Raw genomic sequence first — 20,953 nt, 5'->3', positions numbered from 1 at the left:
TGTCCCCTCTCCCGCTTGCAGGAGAGGGAGGAAGACTGTCATCGCCTTCGCTGCCGTCGCCGTGTTGCTCGCGCTGCTGCGCCTGTGGCCGCACGCGGCGTTGAGCGAAACCGTCGGCAGCTCCCGCGCTGTGTATGCGCAGGGCGGCGAGCTGCTGCGCCTCACGCTCGCGGGCGATGAGCAGTACCGTCTCTGGGTGCCGCTCGATCGCATCTCGCCCACGCTGGTCGACGCGGTGCTGCTGTACGAAGACCGGCGCTTCTACGCGCACCCCGGCGTCAACCCCGCCGCGCTGGCGCGCAGTGCCTGGCGCATTGCCAGCGGCGAGCGCAGGCAGGGCGGCTCGACGCTCACGATGCAGCTCGCGCGCCGCGTCTACGGCATCGACAGCCGCACGCCCACCGGCAAGGTCGCGCAGATCTTCGCGGCGCTGTGGCTGGAGGCTCGCTTCAGCAAGCACGACATCCTGGAGGCGTATCTCAACACCGCACCCTACGGCGGCAACATCGAAGGCGTGCAGGCCGCAAGCCTCATCTACTTTCGCAAGGACGCCGCCAAGCTGAGCCTGCCCGAGGCGCTGACGCTCGCAGTGATTCCGCAGAACCCCGTCAAGCGCATTGCCGAGCGCGGGCGCAATGCCGAGCTGCAATCGGCGCGCGAACGCCTGTGGGCGCTGTGGGCCGAGCGCGATCCGGCCGCCAAGCAGCACGCGCCCGATGCGCAGCTCGCGCTGTCGGCGCAGTCGCGCGGCAGCCTGCCTTTTCTTGCGCCGCACGCCACCGACATGCTGCTCGCGCAGGAGCGCGGCGTGCAGGAGGTGCGCACCACCATCGACCTGCGCATGCAGGCCACGCTCGAACGAGTGATGGGTCAGTACCTGCGCACGCATGCCGACGTAGGCATGACGAATGCGAGCGCGTTGCTGCTCGACGCCTCGACCATGCAGGTGCGCGCGATGATCGGCTCGGCCGACTTTCGCAACAACGCCATCTCGGGGCAGGTCAACGGCGTGCTGGCCAAGCGCTCGCCGGGCTCCACGCTCAAGCCCTTCATCTATGCGCTGGCGCTCGACCAGGGGCTGCTGCATCCGAAGACGATGCTGAAGGACGCGCCGACTTCCTTCGGCCCCTACACGCCCGAGAACTTCGACCACCGCTTCGCCGGCCCGCTGCCGGCGCAGGAGGCGCTGATCCGCAGCCGCAACGTGCCCGCGGTCGCCGTGGCCGCGAAGCTCTCGAAGCCGGGGCTCTACGACTTCATGCGGCTCGCTGGCGTGCAGAAGCTGCAGAGCGAATCGCACTACGGCCTTGCGCTGGTGCTGGGCGGTGGCGAGGTCACGCCCGAGGAGCTGGCGGGCATGTACGCGACGCTGGCCAATGGCGGCATATCGCAGCCCATTCGCTACACGCAGCCCGCGCCCGACGAGCGGCCCGTGCAGCCGCTGCGCCTGCTGAGCGAGGAGGCTTCCTTCATCACGCTCGACATGCTGCGCCACACGCCGCGCCCCGACACCACGCTGCCCGCGCGCCCTGCCATCGCATGGAAGACGGGCACGTCCTGGGGCTTTCGCGACGCGTGGACGGCCGGCGTGTTCGGCCGGCACGTGCTGGTGGTGTGGGTGGGCAACTTCGATGGCACCAGCAACCCCGCGCTGGTGGGCGTCGATGCGGCCGCGCCGCTGTTCCTGCGCATGGTCGATGCGCTGCGCGCCGAGCGGCTCGACCCCGGCGAGGTCGCGTCGCGCCAGCCGCCGGATCTGAGGCAGGTCGAAGTCTGTGCCGCGACGGGCGGCCTGCCCGATGCGCTGTGCCCGGTGCGGGCCATGACGTGGTTCATCGCCGGCAAGTCGCCGATCCAGGTCAGCAACCTGCACCGAGCGGTATGGGTCGACGAGACGACCGGCAAGGTGGTCTGCGGCCCGCAGCCGAATGCGCGCCAGCAGGTGGTGGAGCAATGGGGCAGCGACATGCGCCGCCTGTTCCGCCAGGCCGGCCTGCCGCGCGCGAGCGCACCGGCCGATGGCTGCGAGAAAGACGGCGACGCACCGGAGAGCGCGCCGCTCATCACCTCGCCTCTGCGCGGTGTGCGCCACACGCTGCGCGCGAAGAAGCCCGAACCGCTGGTGCTGCGCGCCGAAGCCGCCGCGGGCACGCAGGCGATCTACTGGTTTGCCGACGACGCGCTCATCGGCCGTGCCGCGCCCGGCGAAGGCATCACGTGGATGCCCGACCTCGCGGCGTCGGGCCGGCGGTATGTGCTGCGCGCAGTCGATGACCAGGGGCGCGCCGAGTCGCGCGAAGTGACGGTCGACATCGCACCTTGAAGGGATGTCATGGCGGCGTCACGCCCCCTCGGCATGGTCACGCGTTTTCGACTTGAACGCTTTCCTGCTCATGACACGTCTTGCCTCCCTGTCCTTCGTTGCCCTCGCCGCTGCACTCGCATGCGGCGCCGCGGCTGCACAGACCGCCTTCCCCGCCACGCTCTCCGGCCACGCCGTGCTGCCAGCGCAGAGCTTCGTTGCAACGCCCAAGGACGCGCCGGCCGACCTGCAGGTCAGCGGCAAGTTCACGACGGCCAAGCGCGTCGAGGCCGTGGGCAGCGTCGAAGGCCTGTCGGCCGGTCGGCCCACCGGCGTGTCGCTGCCCTTCAAGGGCCAGCCGCTGCAAGGCCACTCGGGCATCAAGAAGATGGACGACGGCACCTTCTGGATCCTCACCGACAACGGCGCCGGCACCAAGGCCAATTCGCCCGACTTCATGCTCTACCTGAACCACTACAAGGTGGACTTCAAGAGCGGCAAGTTCAATCGCCTGGACACCATCTTCCTGCACGACCCCGACAAGAAGGTGCCCTTCCGCATCGTCCAGGAAGGCACCAGGCAGCGCTACCTGACGGGCTCCGACTTCGACCCCGAGAGCTTCCAGTTTGCCGGCGGCGCGCTGTGGATCGGCGAGGAGTTCGGCCCCTTCCTGATCAAGGCCGACCTGAAAGGCAAGGTGCTGGCGGTGTACGACACGCTGGTCGATGGCAAGGCCGTGCGCTCGCCCGACCATCCGGCCGTGACCACGCCGGGCGCACCGGGTGGCGCGGTCGAATTCCAGATCAAGCGCTCCAAGGGCTTCGAAGGCATGGCCTCGTCCAAGGACGGCAGCAAGCTCTACGCGCTGCTCGAAGGCCCGGTGTGGAACGCCGAGGCCAAGGACTACGAGAAGGTCGAAGGCAAGGAAGCGCTGCGCGTGCTGGAGTTCGACGTGGCCACCGAGAAGTGGACCGGCCGTCACTGGAAGTACGTGCTCGAAGCCAACGGCAACGCCATCGGCGACTTCAACATGATCGACGGCAAGGCAGGAGATGGCACGAGTGCCATGGGCCTCATCATCGAGCGCGACAACGGCGAAGGCACCAGCGACAAGGCCTGCCCCGAAGGCCAGAAGCGAACCGACTGCTTCCATGACATCGCGAAGTTCAAGCGCGTCTACAAGGTCGAGCTGAACGACGCCAACGTGGGCGGCCCGGTGCGCAAGATCGGCTACATCGACCTGCTGAACATTGCCGATCCGAACAAGCTCGCACGCAAGCCGCTGAACGACGGCGTGCTGAAGTTCCCGTTCTTCACGATCGAGAACGTCGACGTGGTCGATGCCACGCACATCGTGGTCGGCAACGACAACAACCTGCCCTTCTCCAGCAGCCGCGAGCCGAACAAGGCCGACGACAACGAACTGGTGCTGCTCGAAGCCGGCGCGCTGCTGCAGGCCAAGTAAGCAAGAGCCACGCGCCCAAGCGCACAGGAAAGCCGGGCTCGTGAGGGCCCGGCTTTTTTCTTGAGCTTCAGAACGCGATGTCGGCGACGATGCGCGCCACCTGCCGCTCGACCAGGTGGTGCTCCGCCGCCAGCGCGCGCACCGACTTGCCGGTGCTGAAGTCCGTGCGGATGCGCTCGTTGCGGATCGCATCGAAAGCGCGCTGCGCCTTCGGCAGCACGAAGCGCAGGCCGGTGCCGTCGATGGCGTATTCCGCGCTCAGCGCGCGCAGCTTGTCGAAGCCGATCAGGTGAGCGAGCGGATGGTCCGGCGCCGGGTCGGCCGGAATGTAGATCCGCAAGCCGCCGTAGCGCTCGATCAGCCGCAGCGTGGCGGGCAGCCCGATCAGCCGCACGAACTCCCGCAGCCGCGGAGGCAGCAGTTCGCTGGCCAGCGCGGTGGCGGCTTGCCGCAGGCCGCCGCCGCTTCGTGCCGGCGGTGGTGATGACGATGATGAAAACGGCGTCATGCCGATGAGTTCATGCGTGTTCATACGGCGGCCACGTCCAGGTTGATGGGCGTGTACTCGCCCGTGGTGTCGTCGCGCTCGTAGAAGCGGATGTACGGCTTGGTGCTCGCGACCTTCATGCTGTCGCCGATCGCCTTCATGGCCTGCTGCCATTTCTCGTCGGCGATGTCGTGGCGGCGCAGGCCGAGCACGCGGGCGGTGCTGATCTTGCCCTGCTGGTCGACCTGGAAGGCGTCGTTCACCAGCACCTTGATGTTGGCGTTGCTGCCCTTGCTCCAGCCCTGGATGCATTCGTCGATCAGCGCCTTGGCCGCCTGCAGGCGCTCGTCGAAGACCACGGTGTCCTGCATGCGGCGCTCGACCTTGTGCTTGCCGTCGAAGCTCAGCAGCGTGACGTTGCCTTTCTTGCCGCCCTTCTTCACGTCGTAGGCCGCCAGGCTGCGCTCGATGAACTCGTGCACCGCGTTCATGGCCGAGAGCTTGAACCCGATCAACGCCGCGCTCTGGCGGCGCGCCTGCTCGCAGAGTTCGCTGACGACGGCATGGCGGTCCTTGTCGATCGGCTTGATCTTCGACACCGGGATCAGCGCGTCGTTGGCGTCTTTCCAGTAACCGGGGTGGTGTGCGATGGCTTCTTGCATGGTGTGTCCTCTCAGGAGTTGACGGTGTCGGTGGCGTTGTTCTTGTCGGAAAGCGAGAGCTGCCCGAGCAGTGCCGGCATGGAGACGCGGCGCATGCGGCTCTCGATCAGCAGCCCGGAGACGGCGCGGCTGCGCAGGTAGCGGCAGGTTTCGTCGAGCTCGGCGGCGCTGGCGGCCATGAAGTAGCCGGTGTCGGGCTTGCCGCAGATCTGCTCGCCCTGCAGCCGCAGCGCCGAGACGAACTCGCGCACGTGGATGCCGTTGTCGCGGCCCGGTCGGGTCCGCAGTTCGGCGAGCACCTGCGCGGCGTTGATGGAAGCCGTGGCGGCGCTCATCGCGAAGTGCCCCAGTAAAGGGAGCGCTGGCCGAGCAGCAGGCTGGGGATGCGGGCGAAGTCCATCGCGCCGGGCCGCACGACCGTGACGGCGGCGGGCTCGTACACGCTGGTGTCGAGCCGCAGCACCCGGCGCGCCATCGCGATGCGCCCGGCCAGCGGGCCGGGGCCGCGCTTCCAGCAGGGCCGGCCGCCGACCGTCACGCTGTGCACGTGACCGCGATGGGCCATCTGCGCCAGTTGTTGCCGCAGCGAGGTGCCGCCGGCCTCGGGCCGGTAGCCCTCGACGCGCGCGGCCAGCATGCGTTCGAGTTCCTGCGCGGAGGCCGCCTCGTGCGCTTCGAGATGCGTGGCGATGGCGCGCCGCACGTCGGCTGCCTGTTCGTTGTCGGGTGTGGTCGTGCTCATGCTGCGGTCTCCTCGTTCGTCGTGGGGTCGCCGAAGGTGTCGAGCACGCGGCGGGCGATGCGGTCGGTGCGCGCCTTGCCGGCGCCGTATTTGCCGCTGGCGTTGAGCACCTGGCTCACCGCCGCTGGGCTGATGTGCAGCTGCGCGGCCACTTCGGAGCGCGGACGTCCGTCGCAGGCTTGCCGCAGCAAGGCGAACCACGCCTCGTGCATGTAAGGGGGCGGCGTTCCGGTCATCGGGCCTCCCCGCGCGGCGCCGGCGGCGTGGCGCCGATGTCGCGCAACAGGGCGTAGCGCTTCAGGCCATCGACGCGCCGGGCGTCCATGCGCACGGCCTGCGGGCATTGCCGCGACCATGAAAGCATGAGCGCACCCGCCTGGCGGCGGCCCAGCGCGATGTCTTCGTCGGCCTGCGCGTCGGTCAGCAGCAGGGCCGCGGCTTCGTCGGCCGTGAGCGCGCGGCGGATGCGCAGCAGGTTCCACAGGCGGGTGGCGAACGGGTCCGCGTCACGGACCTGCGCGTCGGTCGCGGCGGCGGGAGCGCCGGTCTCGCCCTGCGCCGCTTCGGCGCGGCGGTCCGCCAGCGCCATCAGCGCCTTGGCGACGAACCATTCGGGGGTGGTGTCTTCCATCACGCGCCTCCTGTCTGGCGGGTGCGGCCTTCGGTTTTGACAAAGCGCTTTCTCACAGTACATTCCTCCTCGCTCGTGGCACTGCTCAGTTCACTGGCACGCCCGATGAAGGCTGCAACCTTCGTCGGGCACTCTTCAAACAACCGCCTTCGCGTCCCGCCCGGGACGCTCCAGCCCTTTCGGATTGCGCGTCAGCGCGAAGCCCCGAAGCGCGGGCCAAAACCCACGGACAGTTCAGAACCTCGTTGGATATGCGCGCATCCGTGTTCTTTGGCCAACTTGGACAGGTTGGTTTCGCTCGTTTGAAGCGCTGCTTTAACCTGAGCAGGGTGCCAAAGCATCAAAATATATTGTTTTGTGTCGATGGACCTGATTATGCACACAAATCAGGTTTTCACAATCAGGAGAAACATGAAAACCAACATTTACATGGTTTCAGACATCGTATGGGTTGAAAAAATACCTGCACGTGTCTAGGATGTGCGCGTTCGCACAAATCAAAGTTATCGTGAAGCCGCAAATCAACACTCCACCCGACGACGACCAGGTGAAGGCTCGCGTCGGCGAGCTGGCTCTCGCGCAAGGCGCGCGGGTTCGCGATCTGCGCAAGCAGAAGGGCCTCACCATCGACGACCTCGCCCAGCGCAGCGGCCTGCACTTCAATACCGTGGGCCGCATCGAGCGGGGCGTGAGCGATGCCAGCCTCGAGCAGCTGTACGTGATGGCGCTGGCGCTCGGGGTCGACCCGTCGGAGCTCAACCCGTTTCAGCCGGCCAACCCGCCCAGCCAGCTGTCGAGCGGGCTGGACGACGAGGTCTTCGTGCTGGTCGAACTGCTCGACGTGCGTGTGAGCGCCGGCAGCGGCGCCATCAACGGTTCGCAGGAGCACATGGGCCGCTTCGCGTTCAGTCGCTCTTGGATGGCGCGCAAGGGCGTGAAGCCGGTGCATGCGCGCATCGTCCATGCGCGCGGCGATTCGATGGCCGACAAGATCAACAACGGAGACATCCTGCTGGTCGACACCGCCACCAAGTCGCTCGACCAGGACGGCGTGTACGTCATCCAGCTCGACGGACACGACTACGTGAAGGTGCTGCAGCGCGACTTCTCCACCGGCGGGCTGCAGATCATCAGCTACAACCCCGCGTACAAGCCGCAGGTGCTGAGCGCCGAGCAGGCCGCGGAACTGCACATCAGCGGCCGCGTCGTCTGGCACGGCGGCGAAATTTGACGCGCCGGCAGAAATGAACAAAGGGGCCGGCTCATGTCGGCCTCAGTCGTTTGACCCCTTCGCCCGACCATTCGGGTCATGGGCAACGACATCTCTCGAACACGCTTTCAGCGACAGCAAACGCGCCAGCGCGGCCAGGCGCCGCGCCAGCTGCTGGCCGCGCTCGCACTGAGCGCGGCGGGTCTGATCGGCATCGTCGCGCGCGAGGGCTACAGCGACAAGGCCTACCCCGACCCGGTGCACGGCACGGCCGTGCCCACCATCGGCTTCGGCACCACGGCCGGCGTGCGCATGGGCGACACCACCACGCCCGTGCCTGCGCTGCAGCGCGCGTTGCGCGACGTGCAGGCCTACGAAGGCGAGCTCAAGCAATGCGTGAAGGTGCCGCTGCACCAGTACGAGTACGACGCGTACGTGAGCCTCGCCTACAACATCGGCGCCTTCAACTTCTGCACCGGCGGCCAGAAGGGCCGCACCTCGGTGCTCGTGCAGCGCCTCAACGCGGGTGACTACGCGGGCGCATGCAACGCCATCCTCGGCTGGAAGTACGTGGGCAAGACCGATTGCTCGGCGCCCGGCAACAAGACCTGCGCGGGCATCTGGAAAGACCGCCTCAAGCTGCATGCGCAGTGCATGGGGAGCGACGCGCCATGAGCCTCACGGCCAGGGCCTGGGCAGGCTTCGTTGCGGCGTTGCTGCTCGCCGCCTGCGCTTTCGCGATCCACGGCGCCGGCCGCATGCAGGAGCGCGCGGCCTGGCAGCAGAAGGAAGCGCAGCGCGCCACGCAGCTCGCGCAAGACCTGCAGGCCGAGTACGAGCGTGGCCGCGCCGCATCGGCGAAGTACCAGCTCGGCGCGAGCGCCCTGCAGGCCAGCTACCTCTCTCTCGAAGGCCCGACCCATGAACTACGTCAGCGCGTTTCCCTTGTGCTTCCTCCTGCAGTTCCTGATCGCCGCGCCCGGCAGCCTTCCTGCGCCGCGCCCGAACCGCATGCCGACGCCGCGCCGCCTGGTGACACACAGCGCGACGGTGTCGATGGCCCTCATCGCCTCAGCCTTGCTGCTGTCTGGATGTGGAACAGCGCCCTCGCGGGCACCGACGTACCCGCGGGCGCCTGCGGACTTGCTGACACCTCCGTCGAAGCCTGTGCTGCTGATTCCGGCCTCACCGTCGACGACGCCTGGACCAACCACGACATCAATGCCCGCTCATGCGCGGCGGACCGGTTCCGGTACCGCGCGCTGATCGAGTTCCTTACAGAAAGACCCGCCCCATGAGCGAAACCCACGCACGCACGCAGGAGCTGTTGCTGCTCGGCCAGATCCACGGCCTGGTGCAGGCCCTGAAGGACGGACAGGACCGGCAGAACCGCCGCATGGACGGCTTCGACACGCGCTTCGACGCGCTCGACGGCCGGCTGCGCACGGTCGAGCAACGCGCCGCCGTGTTCGGCGCCGCGTCGGGCGGCGCGATGGCCATCGGCACGGCGCTGCTCGCGGAGGCGGTCAAGCAGTGGTTCCGCAACGGACCTGGCGGCAACTGATGGACGACGGATGCACGGGGACGGCGAATGTCGGCCTCAGCCATTCGGGCCTTCGCCGCGACAGTTCATACACCAACCCATCAACACCCAACGGAGCCCAGGCATGAGCCGTCTCGACACCCTTCGCAGCGCCATCGTGCAGACGCTGAACACCGTGCCACAGGTCGGCCGCGTTCATGACCGCGAACGCTCCCTGGCCGACGAAGCAGCGCTGCGCGCGCTCTTCCTGTACGACCTGCCGGGCGGCGGCCAGCAACTGCGCGGCTGGTGGCTGCGCCGCACCGCCACCGAAGAGCGCAGCGTCAATGCCGCCGGCCGCGCGATGAGCGTGGACACCTGGACCGTGCACGGCCTGCTCGCGTTCGACGACGCCGCTGCTTCGGAGCTTGTATTCGACGCGCTCGTCGAAGACATCCGCGACGCCGTGCGCGCCGACCCCACCTTCGGCGGCGCATGCGCCGCCGGACCGCTCACCGACGACAAGCGCACCGACGGCGTGCAGGTCGACGGCACCGGCCTCGTCACTTTCTGCGGAGTGCGCTGTCACGGCGTCGCGCTGCAGCTGCGGACCTGGCGCTACCTCTGACTGCACGCAGGCAGATCTTTCCTTTCGACAACCCAAACCAACCAACGGAGAACGCCGACATGGCAAAACTCATGCGCAAGATGGCCATCCTGGCCAAGGCTGAAACGGTACGCGGCACCGACGCGGTGCCCACGGGCGCGGCCAACGCGATCCTGGTCAGCGAGGTCACGCTGACCCCCATCGAAGGCGACGTCGTCCAGCGCGACAACGTGCGCCCGTACTTCGGCTCGCGCGGCTCCGTGCTGGTCACGCAGTACAGCAAGATCGCCTTCTCGGTCGAGATCGCCGGCGTTGCCGCGGCGGGCGACGTGCCCGGCTACGCAGCGCTGATGCGCGGCTGCGCCATCGCCGTCACCACGGCCGCCGGCGTCAGCACCACCTTCGCGCCGGCCACGGACGCGCTGGAGTCGCTCACCATCTACGGCAACGTCGACGGCACCGTCTACAAGATGACCGACGCGCACGGCAACGTGAAGGCCACCATCAATGCCAAGGGCATTCCGAAGTGGCAGTTCGAGTTCACCGGCCTGTTCGTGCCCGCCGAAGACGCGCCGCTGCCCGTGGCCGACTACACCAAGTTCATGGACCCGCTGGGCGTGAACAAGGCCAACACGACGCTCACGCTCGACGGCCTCGGCGTGGCCGCCAACGCCTTCGCCTTCGACGCCGGCAACACCGTCGTCAAGCGCGACCTGATGACCGTCGATGCAGTGGACATCACGGCGCGCGTGTCGACCGGCTCGGTCACCTTCGAGAACACCTCGGTCGCCACCAAGGACTGGATCGGCATGGCGCGCGCGAGCCAGCGCGTGAACCTGGCGCTCAAGCACGGCCAGGGCGCGACCAACGTCGTCGAGTTCCTGTCACCGCGCGCGCAGATCGGCAAGCCGACCTTCAGCGACGTCGACGGCGTGCAGATGATTACCGTGCCGCTCGAGTTCGTGCCCACCGGCGCGGGCAACGACGAGTGGTCGATCGTCGTGCGCTGAGCTTCACCGGCACCACCACTCCACATAGGAACACACAGAGATGCCCCAGAAACTCAAGATCGCGGTCAAGCCGACCTTCGTCGCGCCGGTGCTGATGCGCGTACCCGGCGACAGCCAGGTCGAGGAAGTGCGCTTCAGCGCCGTCTTCAAGCGCCTGACCAAGTCCGACAACGACATCCTGCAGAAGCGCCTGGACGGCCGCGACCTGACCGACAGGGAACTGCTCGACATGGTGCTGGCCGACTGGAAGGGCCTGGAAGGCGATGACGGCGCGCCCTTCATCTGCACCGCCGAGAACCGCGCGGCGGCGGTGGAGGAATGGCCGTCCTTCGAGGCTGCCATTGCCTACAGCTACTTCGAGCATGCCTACCCGGCCGCGGTAAAAAACTGAGAGGCGCCGCGCGCCTTGTGCTCGGAGCAGAGCATCGCGTCCACGACGAGCTGGACGACGATCTCCGAAGCCAGTGCGCGTCGCTCGGTCTCGACCCGACCCGGCTCGTCTCTTCGACGGCCAACGGCGGCGGCCCGCCACCCTTCGAGCTATGGCCCGAACACCAGGAAGCATTCGAGGTGTTCCATGCCTGCCGAACGCAGTGGCGGGTCGTCGCGGGTGCGGCAGGCGCGTGGTTCCAGGGGCTCGACTTCGGCGCCGTCGACGTCGCCATGAAGCGCCTGGGCATTCCGCGCGCACTCCAGCGCGAGGTGTTCCTGCAACTGCAGGTGATGGAAGACGAAGGCATCGCGGTGCTGAACGTCTAGCGGCATCGCGGGCCCCTGCGGCCATCGAAGAAGCATGGGGCCGGCAGATGTCGGCCTCATTTTTTTCTTAGCTCAAACGGACCATACAGACATGGCTGCAACACAACAATTAGCGATTCAGATGTCAGTGAACGCTTCGTCGATGAAGGCGGACCTGGCCGAGGTCTTGAGCGAATTTTCAAAGTTCGTCGACAGGATATCGAGCGGCGCCAGCAAGGCCGAAGAGGCCAAGGCGAAGGCAGCGGCTTCCGCCAAGGAGGTTGCTTCTTCTGTTCAAAGCCTGTTCTCCAGCATCCAGAGCGGGCAGTCGCCCTTGACCTCGCTGGTGGGCGAAGGGACGAAGCTCGTGTCTTCCTTCGGTGGTGTCGGCTCGGCCTTCGGTGCTGTGGGCGGCTACGTCAAGAGCATCGTCACACCGCTCAACATTGCAACGAAGGCCGTGACTCTGCTGACGGAGGCTTACGTCGAGGGCAGCAAGGAAGCTGTGGCCTATGCCAACGCGAAGACGATGACCGGCAACTATGTCGGGCTCACAACCGATCAGCTTCAGACGAAAGCCATAGAGGTCGCCGGAACGCAAGGCACACAGGCCAAGGCTGCGGAGGCCATCGCCGCGGTGGTCAGTACCGGCAGGATCGGCGGCGACGTTGTGAATGAAGTTGCTGGAGCAACAGCGGAAATGAACCGCGTGCTGGGCACTTCGATCAACAAAGCCGTTGGCAATTTCGTCAAGCTGGCTGACGAGCCATCCAAGGCATCGGCCAAGCTCAACGAAACCTACCACTACCTGAGCGCAAGTACCTACGAGCGCATCGTGGCTCTGGAGAAGCAGGGAAAGACGGAAGAGGCTGCGGCGCTGGCGCAGCAGACCTTCGCGAACGCGATGAAGCAACGCACTGCGGAGGTGGTCGGCAATCTCGGCAGCATGGAGCGCGGCTGGCTTGCCGTGACGGGCGTCGCGAAGCGGGCTTGGGATTCGATGCTGAACATCGGTCGCCCCGAAACCACCCAGCAGAAGATCGGAGAGATCGACAAGAAGCTCGAACAGTTGGGCGCACTGGAGCAGGGCAATGGTTTTGCAGTCAATGCCGGCGGCGCGGCCTTCGGCCGGGCAAAGCCAAAGGCCACCCGAGACCGAGAAACGGAGAAGCTGCTCGAGGAAAAGGCTGGACTGGTCGAAACAGATCGCTTGGCTCGCAATAGCGCATATCTGCAGGGGCAACGAGCCAAGGAGAACGACGCCGCCATCAAGAAATCCAGTGAGGATGGTGCGAAGAAGGAGCGTCCCACGACAGGCGGAGGGACTTCCGGCATCGACCGCGCTGAGGACGATGCCCTCCGGGCCCGCATTGAAGCAGTGCGCGAGGAATACAACGCCAAGGCACGATTTACTGCCGAGGGCTTCAAGAACATCGACAGCCTGCGCAAACGTGATCTGCTCACCGACTATGGCGTCGTTCGGCAAAAACGCGAGCTGCGACTCCAGGACCTGACGGACCAGGAGGATGCCATCCGGAAGGAACTGCGCCTGCTGGGTTCCAGGAAGGGGTCCGCTGGCGACAAGCGAAAGCTGGAAGCCAAGGTGGAGGAAATCGGCCAACAGCGCGGCTTCGTCAATGCAGAAGCCGAACGCACTTTCGCGGAAATGGAGGCAGCGTCTCAGAGCAACGTGCTCAAGACCTCGCAGCAGGCGACAGAAAGAATCCGCGAGCAGGTTCGGGCGCAAGAGGAACAGAACGCCGTGTATGGCCTGTCCAAGGAGGCGATCCAGAAGCTGACCATTGCGCAGACGGAACGGCAGCTCCAGGAACTCGATGCGACTGAGAACGTCGATCCGGCCTACTTGAAGTCGCTGTACGCCCGTCGTGATGCCGAGAAAGATTTGCTCGCGGCGACCGAGGCCTCCGAACGCCTGAAAACCAACGACGAAAAACAGAAGAAGGAAAAGGCAAAGGACGAGGAAAAGTCGAAAAAGATGTCCGACGACATCGGCGGCGTGTTCCGTGACGGGTTCGTGAATCTCTTGGATGGCGGCGGCAAAGATGCCATCGACAAGATGGGCGAAGCGCTCAAGAAGAAGCTTGCAGCGTCGGTGGCCGATGCGCTGTACGACGCCTCTGTGAAGCCGGCCGTCGAGGCGTTTTCCGGATGGCTCTCCGGTGCGATGAAGGGGATTTTTTCGGGAAGCAGCGGCGGCGGCGGCACGGCCTCGGGTTCCAGCTCCGGCGGAAGCTGGATCGGCAGTGCGGTGAGCACCGTACTCGGCTTCTTCGGCGTCAAGAGCGCCAACGGCAACGTCTTCTCATCCCCCGGCCTGCACACCTACGCCAACAGCGTGGTCGGCCAGCCCACGTTCTTCCCGTTCGCGAACGGCATCGGCCTCATGGGCGAAGCCGGGCCCGAAGCAATCATGCCGCTGCGCCGTGGCTCCGACGGCCGCCTTGGCGTGAGCGCGCCTGGTGGTGCGAATGGCTCGCCGACGATTCAGTTCGCGCCCTCCAACGTCTTCCACATCGACGCCCGTTCCGACCGCGGCGCGGTGATGGCCGACATGCAACGCCTGCTCGCGGAGAACAACCGCGGCCAGATGGAACAACTCAAGCGCGTGAAGGTGCTCCCCCAATGACCATCGTGACACTCCCGTCCGATCTGCCGGTGAAGCGGCAGGACTTCGGACTCCAGGTCTTCGACCTGACTTTCAGCAACAGCGAATCCGGATCGATGCAGGTGGCCGTGCTCGGGCCCGCGCGCCGCACCTGCACGCTCGTGAGCGAGGAGCGCATTCCGCTGATGCGCGAGGCTGCCGCCTGGCGCGCCCTGGTGCATTCGATGCGCGGCCAGGTCAACGTGCTGGCCGTGCACGACATGCTGCAGCCCGTGCCGCGAGGCACCGCGCGCGGTGTATGGACGGCGGTCGCTGCCGCCGCAGGCTCGTCGGAGCTGACGATCCGCATGGGTGCCACCGAGGCCGGCAAGACCCTGCTGCAGGGCGACTGGATCGGCGTCAACCAGGCGTCGAACCATCGGCAGATGCTGCACGTGCAGGCCGACGCGGTGGCCGACGCGGCCGGCGTGATCACGGTGCGCTTCGAGCCCGTGCTGCGCACGCCCGTGGTGGCCGGCAGCGCGGTCGTGTGGGACCGCCCGACCTGCCTGATGCGGCGGGTCGACACCAAGACCACCTGGGCTTCGGAGTCGCGCACGCAAGGCGGCTTCAGCCTGGACCTGATGGAGTCGTGGGAACAATGACCATCCAGACCAGCTCCGGCTTTCAAGCGGCCGCGCGCTCGCAGACGTACGGCCAGCTGGCCCTCGTCGAGCTCAAGCTGCGAAGCGGCACCGCGCGCTTCACCAACTGGCCGTTGTCCCTCCAGGTAATGGGCGAGACGTGGCAGGGCGTGGGCAACCTCGGCTCCATCGGCGAGCTTCACGAAAGCGAAGACGGCGCCGCCGAGAAACTGACGCTCACGCTGTCGCCCGTCGACATCGGTACGCGCGCGCTCGCACTGGGCGACCCGAGCGACTATCAGGACCGCGGCGTGCGCGTGTGGATCGCGTTGCTCGATGCCGCCACGCTGCAGATCAGCGGCGAGCCGGTGTTGCGCTTCGCGGGCGTGATGGACCAGATGAAGATCGAGCGCGATGGCTCCACCGCAAAGATCGCGATGGACTGCCGCACCGCGTCTTACGACGTGCGTTCGAACCCTGCGTCGCTGCGCACCAACGATGCCCAGCACCAGGTCAAGCACCCTGGCGAGCGCGGCTTCGAATACCTGAATTCCATGATCGGGTCGCCCACCGTGTGGGTCAACAAGTACCTGCAGATGGCACTGAACTACTGGGCCCGGGCGCGAGGCAAATGACCATGAAGAACCTGGACGATTTCATCTCGGTGCGAAGAAACGCACCCTTCGAATACTTCCGGCACGACTGCGCGCACATCGCGGCCGACTGGGTCATCGAGCGCACGGGCAAGGACCCGCTCGCGGACCTGCGTGCACCCGATGCGCCCATCGGAAGAAAACACCTGCTGGCCACCTTGCGCGCGGTGCGCGCGGCCGGGGGCTTCCTGTCGGCCGCTACGGCACGGCTCGGCCCGCCCTTGCCGGGAACGATGGCGCAGCGCGGCGACGTGGTGCTGGCCCGTAGCGGCGGCAAGGTCGGCCGCGTGTCGGGCTACAGCTTCGGGATCTGCACGGGATCGCACATTGCCGCGCCGGCGGCCGACCGGCTCGTGTTCTTGCCACTTACCGCGGGGGTTGCCACATGGCGCGTTTGATTCGTTTCGCTCTTGTCCTGGGCGTCCTGCTAGGGATTTGCACCGCCGCGATGGCGGACCCCGTTTCGATTCTGAGCGCGATCGGCACTGCCGTGGGAGCGACCACGTCGGCAGTTGCCGTGGGCGGCATGATCGTCTCGACGGCGCTCTCCATCGTGGCCAGCGCCTACGGCAACATGCAGGCCAAGAAGCAGGCCAAGGCCGCAGCGGCCCGCAAGCTCGCCGAAGACGTCGCGAACATCAAGGAGCGCACCACCACGATCATCGCGTCCGATGCGCCGCACACCGTGATCTATGGTGAGCCCGCACCGGTCGGCGGTGCGGTGGTGGCGGTGCTTACCGGCGGCGAGTACAGCCACCTGAAGCATGTCGTGATGGTGCTGGCGGCGCATCCGTGCGAAGCCGTGACCGACATCCAGATCGAAGGCGTTTCGCTCGGCGCACTCGATGCGAACGGCTATTCGTCGAACCCGGAATTCATCGTCACGGATTCGGAGGCGATCGGCGGCGTGCCCGGGGTCAACGTGCAGATCCACCTGTCGCCCGACGGTGTCGACACGGCCGATGCTTACATGCGTGCCAACCTCGATCCGTGGCCCGCCAGCAGGGGCTTGTGGACCGAAGCCCACAAGCTCAGCGGCTACACGTACATCGTCGTCACGCTCAACCTCTTCGTCGAGCGCTTCCAGGGCGGCCTGCCGGCCATCACCGCGAACGTGAAGGGCAAGAAGGTCTACGACCCGCGCACCGGCGCAACTGCGTACAGCCGCAACCCTGCCCTGTGCCTGGCCGACTTCCTGCGCTCGGAGGAGGGGTACCTCGCGTCCAACGACCAGATCGACCAGAACGCGCTGATCGTTGCCGCCAACGCCTGCGACACGCCGATCTACAACCTCGGCACGGCCGTTGCCGACAGGGCCAACTACGGCGGCAGCGCCGCGCGCTACACCTGCGACGGCATGTTCCGCTCCGACCAGGACCGCGACAGCACGCGCCAGCAGCTCGAAGACACGATGGCCGGCTACAGCCTCGAGTCGGGCGGTGTCTGGCGCATCCTGGCCGGCGCATGGACCACCCCCGTCCTCGCGATGACCGACGACGACCTGCTGGCGCCCATGACCGTGGTGCAGACCTGCAACCCCGGCACCGCGCGCTACAACGGCGCCAGGGGCACCTACGTCAACCTCACGCGCAACGGCGTGTCGGAAGACTTCAAGCAGTACCAGAACGCCGTCTTCCGCGAGAGCGACCAGAAGGACAAGTTCCTCGACCTCGTGCTGCCGTTCACCACGGCCCATGCGCGCACGCACCAGATCTCGCGCGTGCTGGTGGAGCAGAGCCGCGGCGGCTTCGTGCTGCAGATCCATCCGAAGATGCTGGCGTGGCACCTGCAGCCGGGCGACCGCATCGTGCTCACGAGCGCGCTCTACGGCTTTTCCAACAAGCCGTTCCGCGTGCAGGACTGGAGCTATTCGATGAGCTCGCCGCTCTCGTTCCAGGTCATCGAGGACGAAGAGGCCTTCTACGACACCGCCGACGAGGTGCTGCGCGACCCGTCGCCCAATACCAACCTGCCGAACCCGTTCCTGCTGCCGCAGCCGCCGCTCGACCTGCAGGTGCGCAGCGGCCAGGAGCAGATGGTGCAGCAGGGCGGCACGCTGGTGATCCGTGCGCGCGTGAGCTGGTCGGCGTCGGTTGACGACGCCGTCTTGCGCGGCGGCAACGTGCAGGTGCAGTGGCGCACGACCACGCCAGTGGGCGACTGGCAGAGCGCCACGCTGCCGGGCACGGCCACCGAGACCTTCCTGCTCGGCCTGGAGGTACACGGCGAGTACCAGGTGCGCGTGCGTTTCATGACGGCCTACGCTTCGAGCTACTGGACGATGGTGACGCACACGCTGCAGGGCGCGAGCGTGAAGCCGGGCGACGTCGAGGGACTGAGCCTCGCCGTGGAGCCGACCGGCGTGGTCGCACGCTGGTCGGCCCCGACGGGCATCGACCTGCTCGAATGGGGCGCGACGCGGATCTTCATCGGACCGACCTTCGAGACGGCGGTGGAGCGATGGACCGGCAAGGCCCTGAACGCCAACATCGGCTGGCTGCCTGCAGGAACAGTGAAGGTGTGGGCGCAGCACGGCAATACGCAGGGGGTCTGGGGCATTCCGATCTCCGCGACGATCGAGATCGCCCGTCCGGCGCAGCCGATCGTGCGCGGAGAGGTCTGGGGCGCGCAGATCGAGCTGGCCTGGCAGGCGTGCGGCACGACCCAGCCGATCTCCGCATACATCGTCAAGGTGGGGCCGACGCTGGCAGAGGCGGTGGAGATCGGCCATACGGGGTCGCTCAACTTCGTGCGGACCGAGCCTGTGGCGGCCACGCGCATCTACTGGGTCACCGCATTCGACATCGGTGGCAATGCCAGTGATGCGGGGTATATCCAGCTTGCGTCGCTGCCTTCGATCGACGATGCGATCAAGGAGCTGCAGGAGGGGCTCGACGAGCAGGTCGCCGATCTGTTGAACGTCAACTCCGGCATCAGCGAGCGCCTGATCGACGAGGCCATCGAGCGCGGGACTGCGATCACGCATGTCGAGAAAGTGATGACCGACACGGCGGAGCAGCTGGCGCAGCGCATCGACACCGTCTCGGCCCGCGCGGTCGGCTATGTGCGCGCCAACCTTGTCTTCAACGGCGGGTTCGAGTTCGACCTGGACAGATGGGAGTTGCAGGACAACCCCTGGGAGGTGATGGAGGACGACTGGGGCACATCGGCGCGGCTTCATGCGGCGGCATCCGCAAGCGGACGGCTCGTCAGCGCCAGCTTCCCGGTCAAGCCCGGCAGCTGGTACGCAGCTTCGGGCGACTCGATGTTCCAGAGCGACGTGGGCCAGAGCGGATTCGCGCTCGAGTTCTTCGATGCGAGCGGCAACTCGCTGGACATCACGGACACGCTCAATGAAGGGCGGCACGGCTTCATGAACGAGCAGCTTCGCCGCAACGAGTTCGCGGTGGAAGCGATTGCGCCGGCCGCCGCGGTCAAGGGCAAGGCAGTGTTCCTGTGGAACGGCTACGCCGCAGGCGGGGGCATGGGCGTGCGTTTCGTGAAGGTGGAGCAGGGCCGCTTCCCGGTCACGCCGTACACGTCGGAAACCAGCGACCGCGGCGCGGTGGCGGCCATCCGAGAGGAAGTGGTGGCCCGTGCGGCCGCCGATGCGGCGGAAGCTGCGGCCCGCACGACGCTGGCCGTGCGCGTGAACGGCGCCGAGGCGGCCATCGACCAGGAAGCCCAGGTGCGCGCCGACGAAACCGGCCGGCTGTCGGCCAAGTGGGGCCTGAAGGTCGTGGCCGGCAACAAGGTCGCGGGCGTGCTGCTCAACAACGATGGCCAGGAGAGCAACTTCACCGTGCTGGTCGACCGGTTCGCGATAGCGCAGCAGGCGGCCGGTGGTGCCACGAAGTACCCCTTCGTGGTGGGTTCGGTGGGTGGTTCGCCGACTGTCGGCATCGATGGCACGCTGGTCGTGGACGGCTCGATCCTGGCGCGTGCGATCAGTGTCGACCGGCTGTCGGCGATCACGTCCCGGCTGGGCTACGTGACCGCGGGCCAGGTGGACATCTCGGGTGACGGCGTGGGCGGCTGGGGCTATCTGCGCAGCGCCAACAAGTGGTTCAACGATGGCAGCTGGGGATGGATTCTTGCGCGCCACACGGGCGGTGACACCTTCGTCGACATGACCTGCAACGGCATGGGCCTGCAGATGCAGAACGCCACGGGGCGGTTCCGGCTGTGGGGGCCCGGGTTCAACCTGCAGAACGAAGGCCTGACGATCAATCAGGTCGACGTCATCGATACGTTGAATCTGCGTGGGCAGGCTGTGACGGTGCCGTCTTTCGTGTCAGCTCCGGGTTCGCACATTGCTCAGCTCAGGCACGTCGTGCCGGGCAGTGTGCCGCTGGACACCTTCATCCTGGGCTCGGTGTTCGTGATGCAGACGAGTTTTGTCTCTCTCACGGTCGACGGCGTGCCGGCCTGGACCGGTGCCGGCATTGCGGGCAGCACTGTGACGGGTGGCGTTCAGGTGCCGTTGAGTCCTGGCGCGCACACGATCGTTTTTACCTCGCTTGGCCCTCCCGGTAGTGCCGGGTCTGCCGGGTCTTCCATCTATGCGCTGTCCACGCGCCGCTGAACCATGCCTCACTTCACTGTCTACAACACACGCACAGGCGAGATCCGTTGCACCGGCACGCAGGCCACCGTCGAGTGGTGCCACGCGCAGGCCGATCCCGGCGAGTCTGTCTACCTCGGGCATGCGGCGCCCGGTACCTTCATCCGCAACGGCGTGCCCGAGCCGTTGCCGCAGCGGCCGAGCGAGCATCACGTCTTCGATTGGGCGGCACACGCCTGGCGCGATCCGCGCACGCCCGACGACCTGCGGCGGCAGCTCAAGGCCGAGCTTGCCGACGAACGCTGGCGCCTCGAGACCGGTGGCCTGACGATCGCCGGCGGCCTGCGTATCAAGACCGGCCGCGAAGACCGCGCGACCTTTGCCGAGTCGCTTGCCGACATGGAGGCGCGCGGGCTCGATCGCATCGACTTCAAGGCGGCCGAAGGCTTCGTCACGCTCACCCGGGAAGAAGCGCTGGCCATTGCGCGTGCCGTCGCCGAACACGTGCAGCGCTGCTTCAGCGCCGAGCGGGCGGCGCATGTGTTCATCGACGGACTTCGCGACACCGACATCCCGGCCAGCTGCAGCCTGGCCGACTTCATGGGCGACCAGCCCGTCAACCCTTCGCTTGCATAACCAACTCAACCCCAGGAGCTCCCAATGGCTTATTCACCCGCATCCGCCAACGCCTTCATCAAGCTGATTCTTCTCGGCACGCCCATCACGGGCCTCGCCGACAACGCCTCGGTGAACCCGTCGACAGACCTCTACATCAGCCTTCTCACCGCCGCCCCGGGCGCCGGCGCCAACCAGAGCACGAACGAGCTCGTGTACCCGGGCTATGCCCGCATGGCGGTACCGCGCAGCCCGGCCGGCTGGTCGGTGATCGGCAACGAGGCCTTCCTCGTCAACGCGCTGGAATTCCTGGAAGTGGCCGGCACCGCCACGGGCACGGCCACGCACCTGGGCATCGGCACCGCGGCGGCCGGCGGCGGCCTGCTGCTGCTGCACGGCGCGCTGACGCCCGTCATCCCGATCCAGGCCGGCGTGGTGCCGCGCCTCAAGACGTCGACCAAGGTCGCGTTCCTCACGGTCTGAACGGCACAGCGAG

Annotated in this window: 23 protein-coding genes; 17 read left to right on the top strand and 6 right to left on the bottom strand. The window is 66.8% G+C overall.

Features of this window, described 5'->3' with window-relative positions; translation table 11 throughout:
• Positions 1-61: 61 nt before the first annotated feature.
• Both pbpC and ACWV14_RS31800 read left to right on the top strand, forming a co-directional pair.
• Positions 62-2,323, top strand: coding sequence for a penicillin-binding protein 1C (gene pbpC, locus ACWV14_RS31805; protein WP_454905918.1), 2,262 nt, complete (start codon positions 62-64; stop codon positions 2,321-2,323).
• A gap of 70 nt (positions 2,324-2,393) precedes the next feature.
• Positions 2,394-3,767, top strand: coding sequence for an esterase-like activity of phytase family protein (locus ACWV14_RS31800; RefSeq protein WP_454905916.1), 1,374 nt, complete (start codon positions 2,394-2,396; stop codon positions 3,765-3,767).
• A gap of 67 nt (positions 3,768-3,834) precedes the next feature.
• Here the strand turns inward: ACWV14_RS31800 and ACWV14_RS31795 are convergent, their stop codons facing one another.
• From ACWV14_RS31795 to ACWV14_RS31770, 6 genes are read right to left on the bottom strand one after another with little or no spacing between them, the layout of a single operon-like run.
• Positions 3,835-4,299 (bottom strand): Mor transcription activator family protein, encoded by a 465-nt coding sequence (locus ACWV14_RS31795; protein WP_454905914.1) that lies wholly within the window; start codon positions 4,297-4,299, stop codon positions 3,835-3,837.
• Complete coding sequence (locus tag ACWV14_RS31790) at positions 4,296-4,916, bottom strand: DUF3164 family protein (protein ID WP_422084306.1); 621 nt, start codon at positions 4,914-4,916, stop codon at positions 4,296-4,298. The genes ACWV14_RS31795 and ACWV14_RS31790 overlap by 4 nt, the downstream gene beginning before the upstream one ends.
• Positions 4,917-4,927: 11 nt before the next feature.
• Entirely contained in the window at positions 4,928-5,251 is a 324-nt protein-coding gene (locus tag ACWV14_RS31785; protein ID WP_454905912.1) for a hypothetical protein, read from the bottom strand.
• Positions 5,248-5,658, bottom strand: a complete 411-nt coding sequence (locus tag ACWV14_RS31780) for a hypothetical protein (RefSeq protein WP_454905910.1) — start codon at positions 5,656-5,658, stop codon at positions 5,248-5,250. Before ACWV14_RS31780 ends, ACWV14_RS31785 begins: the two co-directional genes overlap by 4 nt.
• The gene (locus tag ACWV14_RS31775; RefSeq protein ID WP_454905908.1) at positions 5,655-5,894 is read right to left on the bottom strand and encodes a hypothetical protein; all 240 of its coding nucleotides are present in this window, start codon (positions 5,892-5,894) and stop codon (positions 5,655-5,657) included. The genes ACWV14_RS31780 and ACWV14_RS31775 overlap by 4 nt, the downstream gene beginning before the upstream one ends.
• On the bottom strand, positions 5,891-6,289 hold the full coding sequence (locus ACWV14_RS31770) for a hypothetical protein (RefSeq protein ID WP_454905906.1): 399 nt from the start codon (positions 6,287-6,289) through the stop codon (positions 5,891-5,893). Before ACWV14_RS31770 ends, ACWV14_RS31775 begins: the two co-directional genes overlap by 4 nt.
• Before the next feature lie 508 nt (positions 6,290-6,797).
• Between ACWV14_RS31770 and ACWV14_RS31765 the strand changes: the two genes are divergently transcribed.
• The 15 genes from ACWV14_RS31765 (at position 6,798) to ACWV14_RS31695 (ending at position 20,940) form a co-directional block, all read left to right on the top strand.
• Positions 6,798-7,520, top strand: a complete 723-nt coding sequence (locus ACWV14_RS31765; RefSeq protein WP_422084311.1) for an XRE family transcriptional regulator — start codon at positions 6,798-6,800, stop codon at positions 7,518-7,520.
• A gap of 78 nt (positions 7,521-7,598) precedes the next feature.
• Positions 7,599-8,174, top strand: a complete 576-nt coding sequence (locus ACWV14_RS31760) for a lysozyme (RefSeq protein ID WP_454905904.1) — start codon at positions 7,599-7,601, stop codon at positions 8,172-8,174.
• Positions 8,171-8,797: a hypothetical protein gene (locus tag ACWV14_RS31755; protein WP_454905902.1), complete on the top strand. Its 627-nt coding sequence runs from the start codon at positions 8,171-8,173 to the stop codon at positions 8,795-8,797. The genes ACWV14_RS31760 and ACWV14_RS31755 overlap by 4 nt, the downstream gene beginning before the upstream one ends.
• A complete protein-coding gene (locus tag ACWV14_RS31750; RefSeq protein ID WP_454905900.1) occupies positions 8,794-9,063 on the top strand; it encodes a hypothetical protein in 270 nt (89 codons plus the stop codon). Before ACWV14_RS31755 ends, ACWV14_RS31750 begins: the two co-directional genes overlap by 4 nt.
• A gap of 103 nt (positions 9,064-9,166) precedes the next feature.
• Positions 9,167-9,649 carry a hypothetical protein gene (locus ACWV14_RS31745; protein ID WP_454905898.1) on the top strand — a complete coding sequence of 161 codons (483 nt, stop codon included), beginning with the start codon at positions 9,167-9,169 and terminating at the stop codon, positions 9,647-9,649.
• Between the two features lie 59 nt (positions 9,650-9,708).
• A complete protein-coding gene (locus ACWV14_RS31740; protein WP_454905896.1) occupies positions 9,709-10,638 on the top strand; it encodes a hypothetical protein in 930 nt (309 codons plus the stop codon).
• Positions 10,639-10,678: 40 nt separating this feature from the next.
• On the top strand, positions 10,679-11,029 hold the full coding sequence (locus ACWV14_RS31735) for a hypothetical protein (protein ID WP_422084317.1): 351 nt from the start codon (positions 10,679-10,681) through the stop codon (positions 11,027-11,029).
• Positions 11,030-11,046: 17 nt separating this feature from the next.
• Positions 11,047-11,397 carry a DUF1799 domain-containing protein gene (locus ACWV14_RS31730; RefSeq protein WP_454905895.1) on the top strand — a complete coding sequence of 117 codons (351 nt, stop codon included), beginning with the start codon at positions 11,047-11,049 and terminating at the stop codon, positions 11,395-11,397.
• A gap of 91 nt (positions 11,398-11,488) precedes the next feature.
• Positions 11,489-14,023 (top strand): phage tail tape measure protein, encoded by a 2,535-nt coding sequence (locus tag ACWV14_RS31725; RefSeq protein ID WP_454905893.1) that lies wholly within the window; start codon positions 11,489-11,491, stop codon positions 14,021-14,023.
• Positions 14,020-14,646: a hypothetical protein gene (locus ACWV14_RS31720; protein WP_454905891.1), complete on the top strand. Its 627-nt coding sequence runs from the start codon at positions 14,020-14,022 to the stop codon at positions 14,644-14,646. Before ACWV14_RS31725 ends, ACWV14_RS31720 begins: the two co-directional genes overlap by 4 nt.
• Positions 14,643-15,260, top strand: a complete 618-nt coding sequence (locus ACWV14_RS31715; protein WP_237677892.1) for a hypothetical protein — start codon at positions 14,643-14,645, stop codon at positions 15,258-15,260. Before ACWV14_RS31720 ends, ACWV14_RS31715 begins: the two co-directional genes overlap by 4 nt.
• Positions 15,257-15,676, top strand: coding sequence for a DUF6950 family protein (locus ACWV14_RS31710; RefSeq protein WP_428744989.1), 420 nt, complete (start codon positions 15,257-15,259; stop codon positions 15,674-15,676). The genes ACWV14_RS31715 and ACWV14_RS31710 overlap by 4 nt, the downstream gene beginning before the upstream one ends.
• Before the next feature lie 50 nt (positions 15,677-15,726).
• The gene (locus tag ACWV14_RS31705) at positions 15,727-19,863 is read left to right on the top strand and encodes a phage tail tip fiber protein (RefSeq protein WP_454905888.1); all 4,137 of its coding nucleotides are present in this window, start codon (positions 15,727-15,729) and stop codon (positions 19,861-19,863) included.
• A 3-nt stretch (positions 19,864-19,866) separates the two neighbouring features.
• The gene (locus ACWV14_RS31700) at positions 19,867-20,478 is read left to right on the top strand and encodes a DUF4376 domain-containing protein (RefSeq protein ID WP_454905886.1); all 612 of its coding nucleotides are present in this window, start codon (positions 19,867-19,869) and stop codon (positions 20,476-20,478) included.
• Positions 20,479-20,502: 24 nt separating this feature from the next.
• The gene (locus ACWV14_RS31695; protein WP_237677896.1) at positions 20,503-20,940 is read left to right on the top strand and encodes a phage tail fiber protein; all 438 of its coding nucleotides are present in this window, start codon (positions 20,503-20,505) and stop codon (positions 20,938-20,940) included.
• The last annotated feature ends 13 nt before the right edge of the window (positions 20,941-20,953 follow it).

It is taken from the genome of Variovorax durovernensis, assembly GCF_977011995.1.
This window is presented reverse-complemented; position numbering and strand designations above follow the sequence as displayed.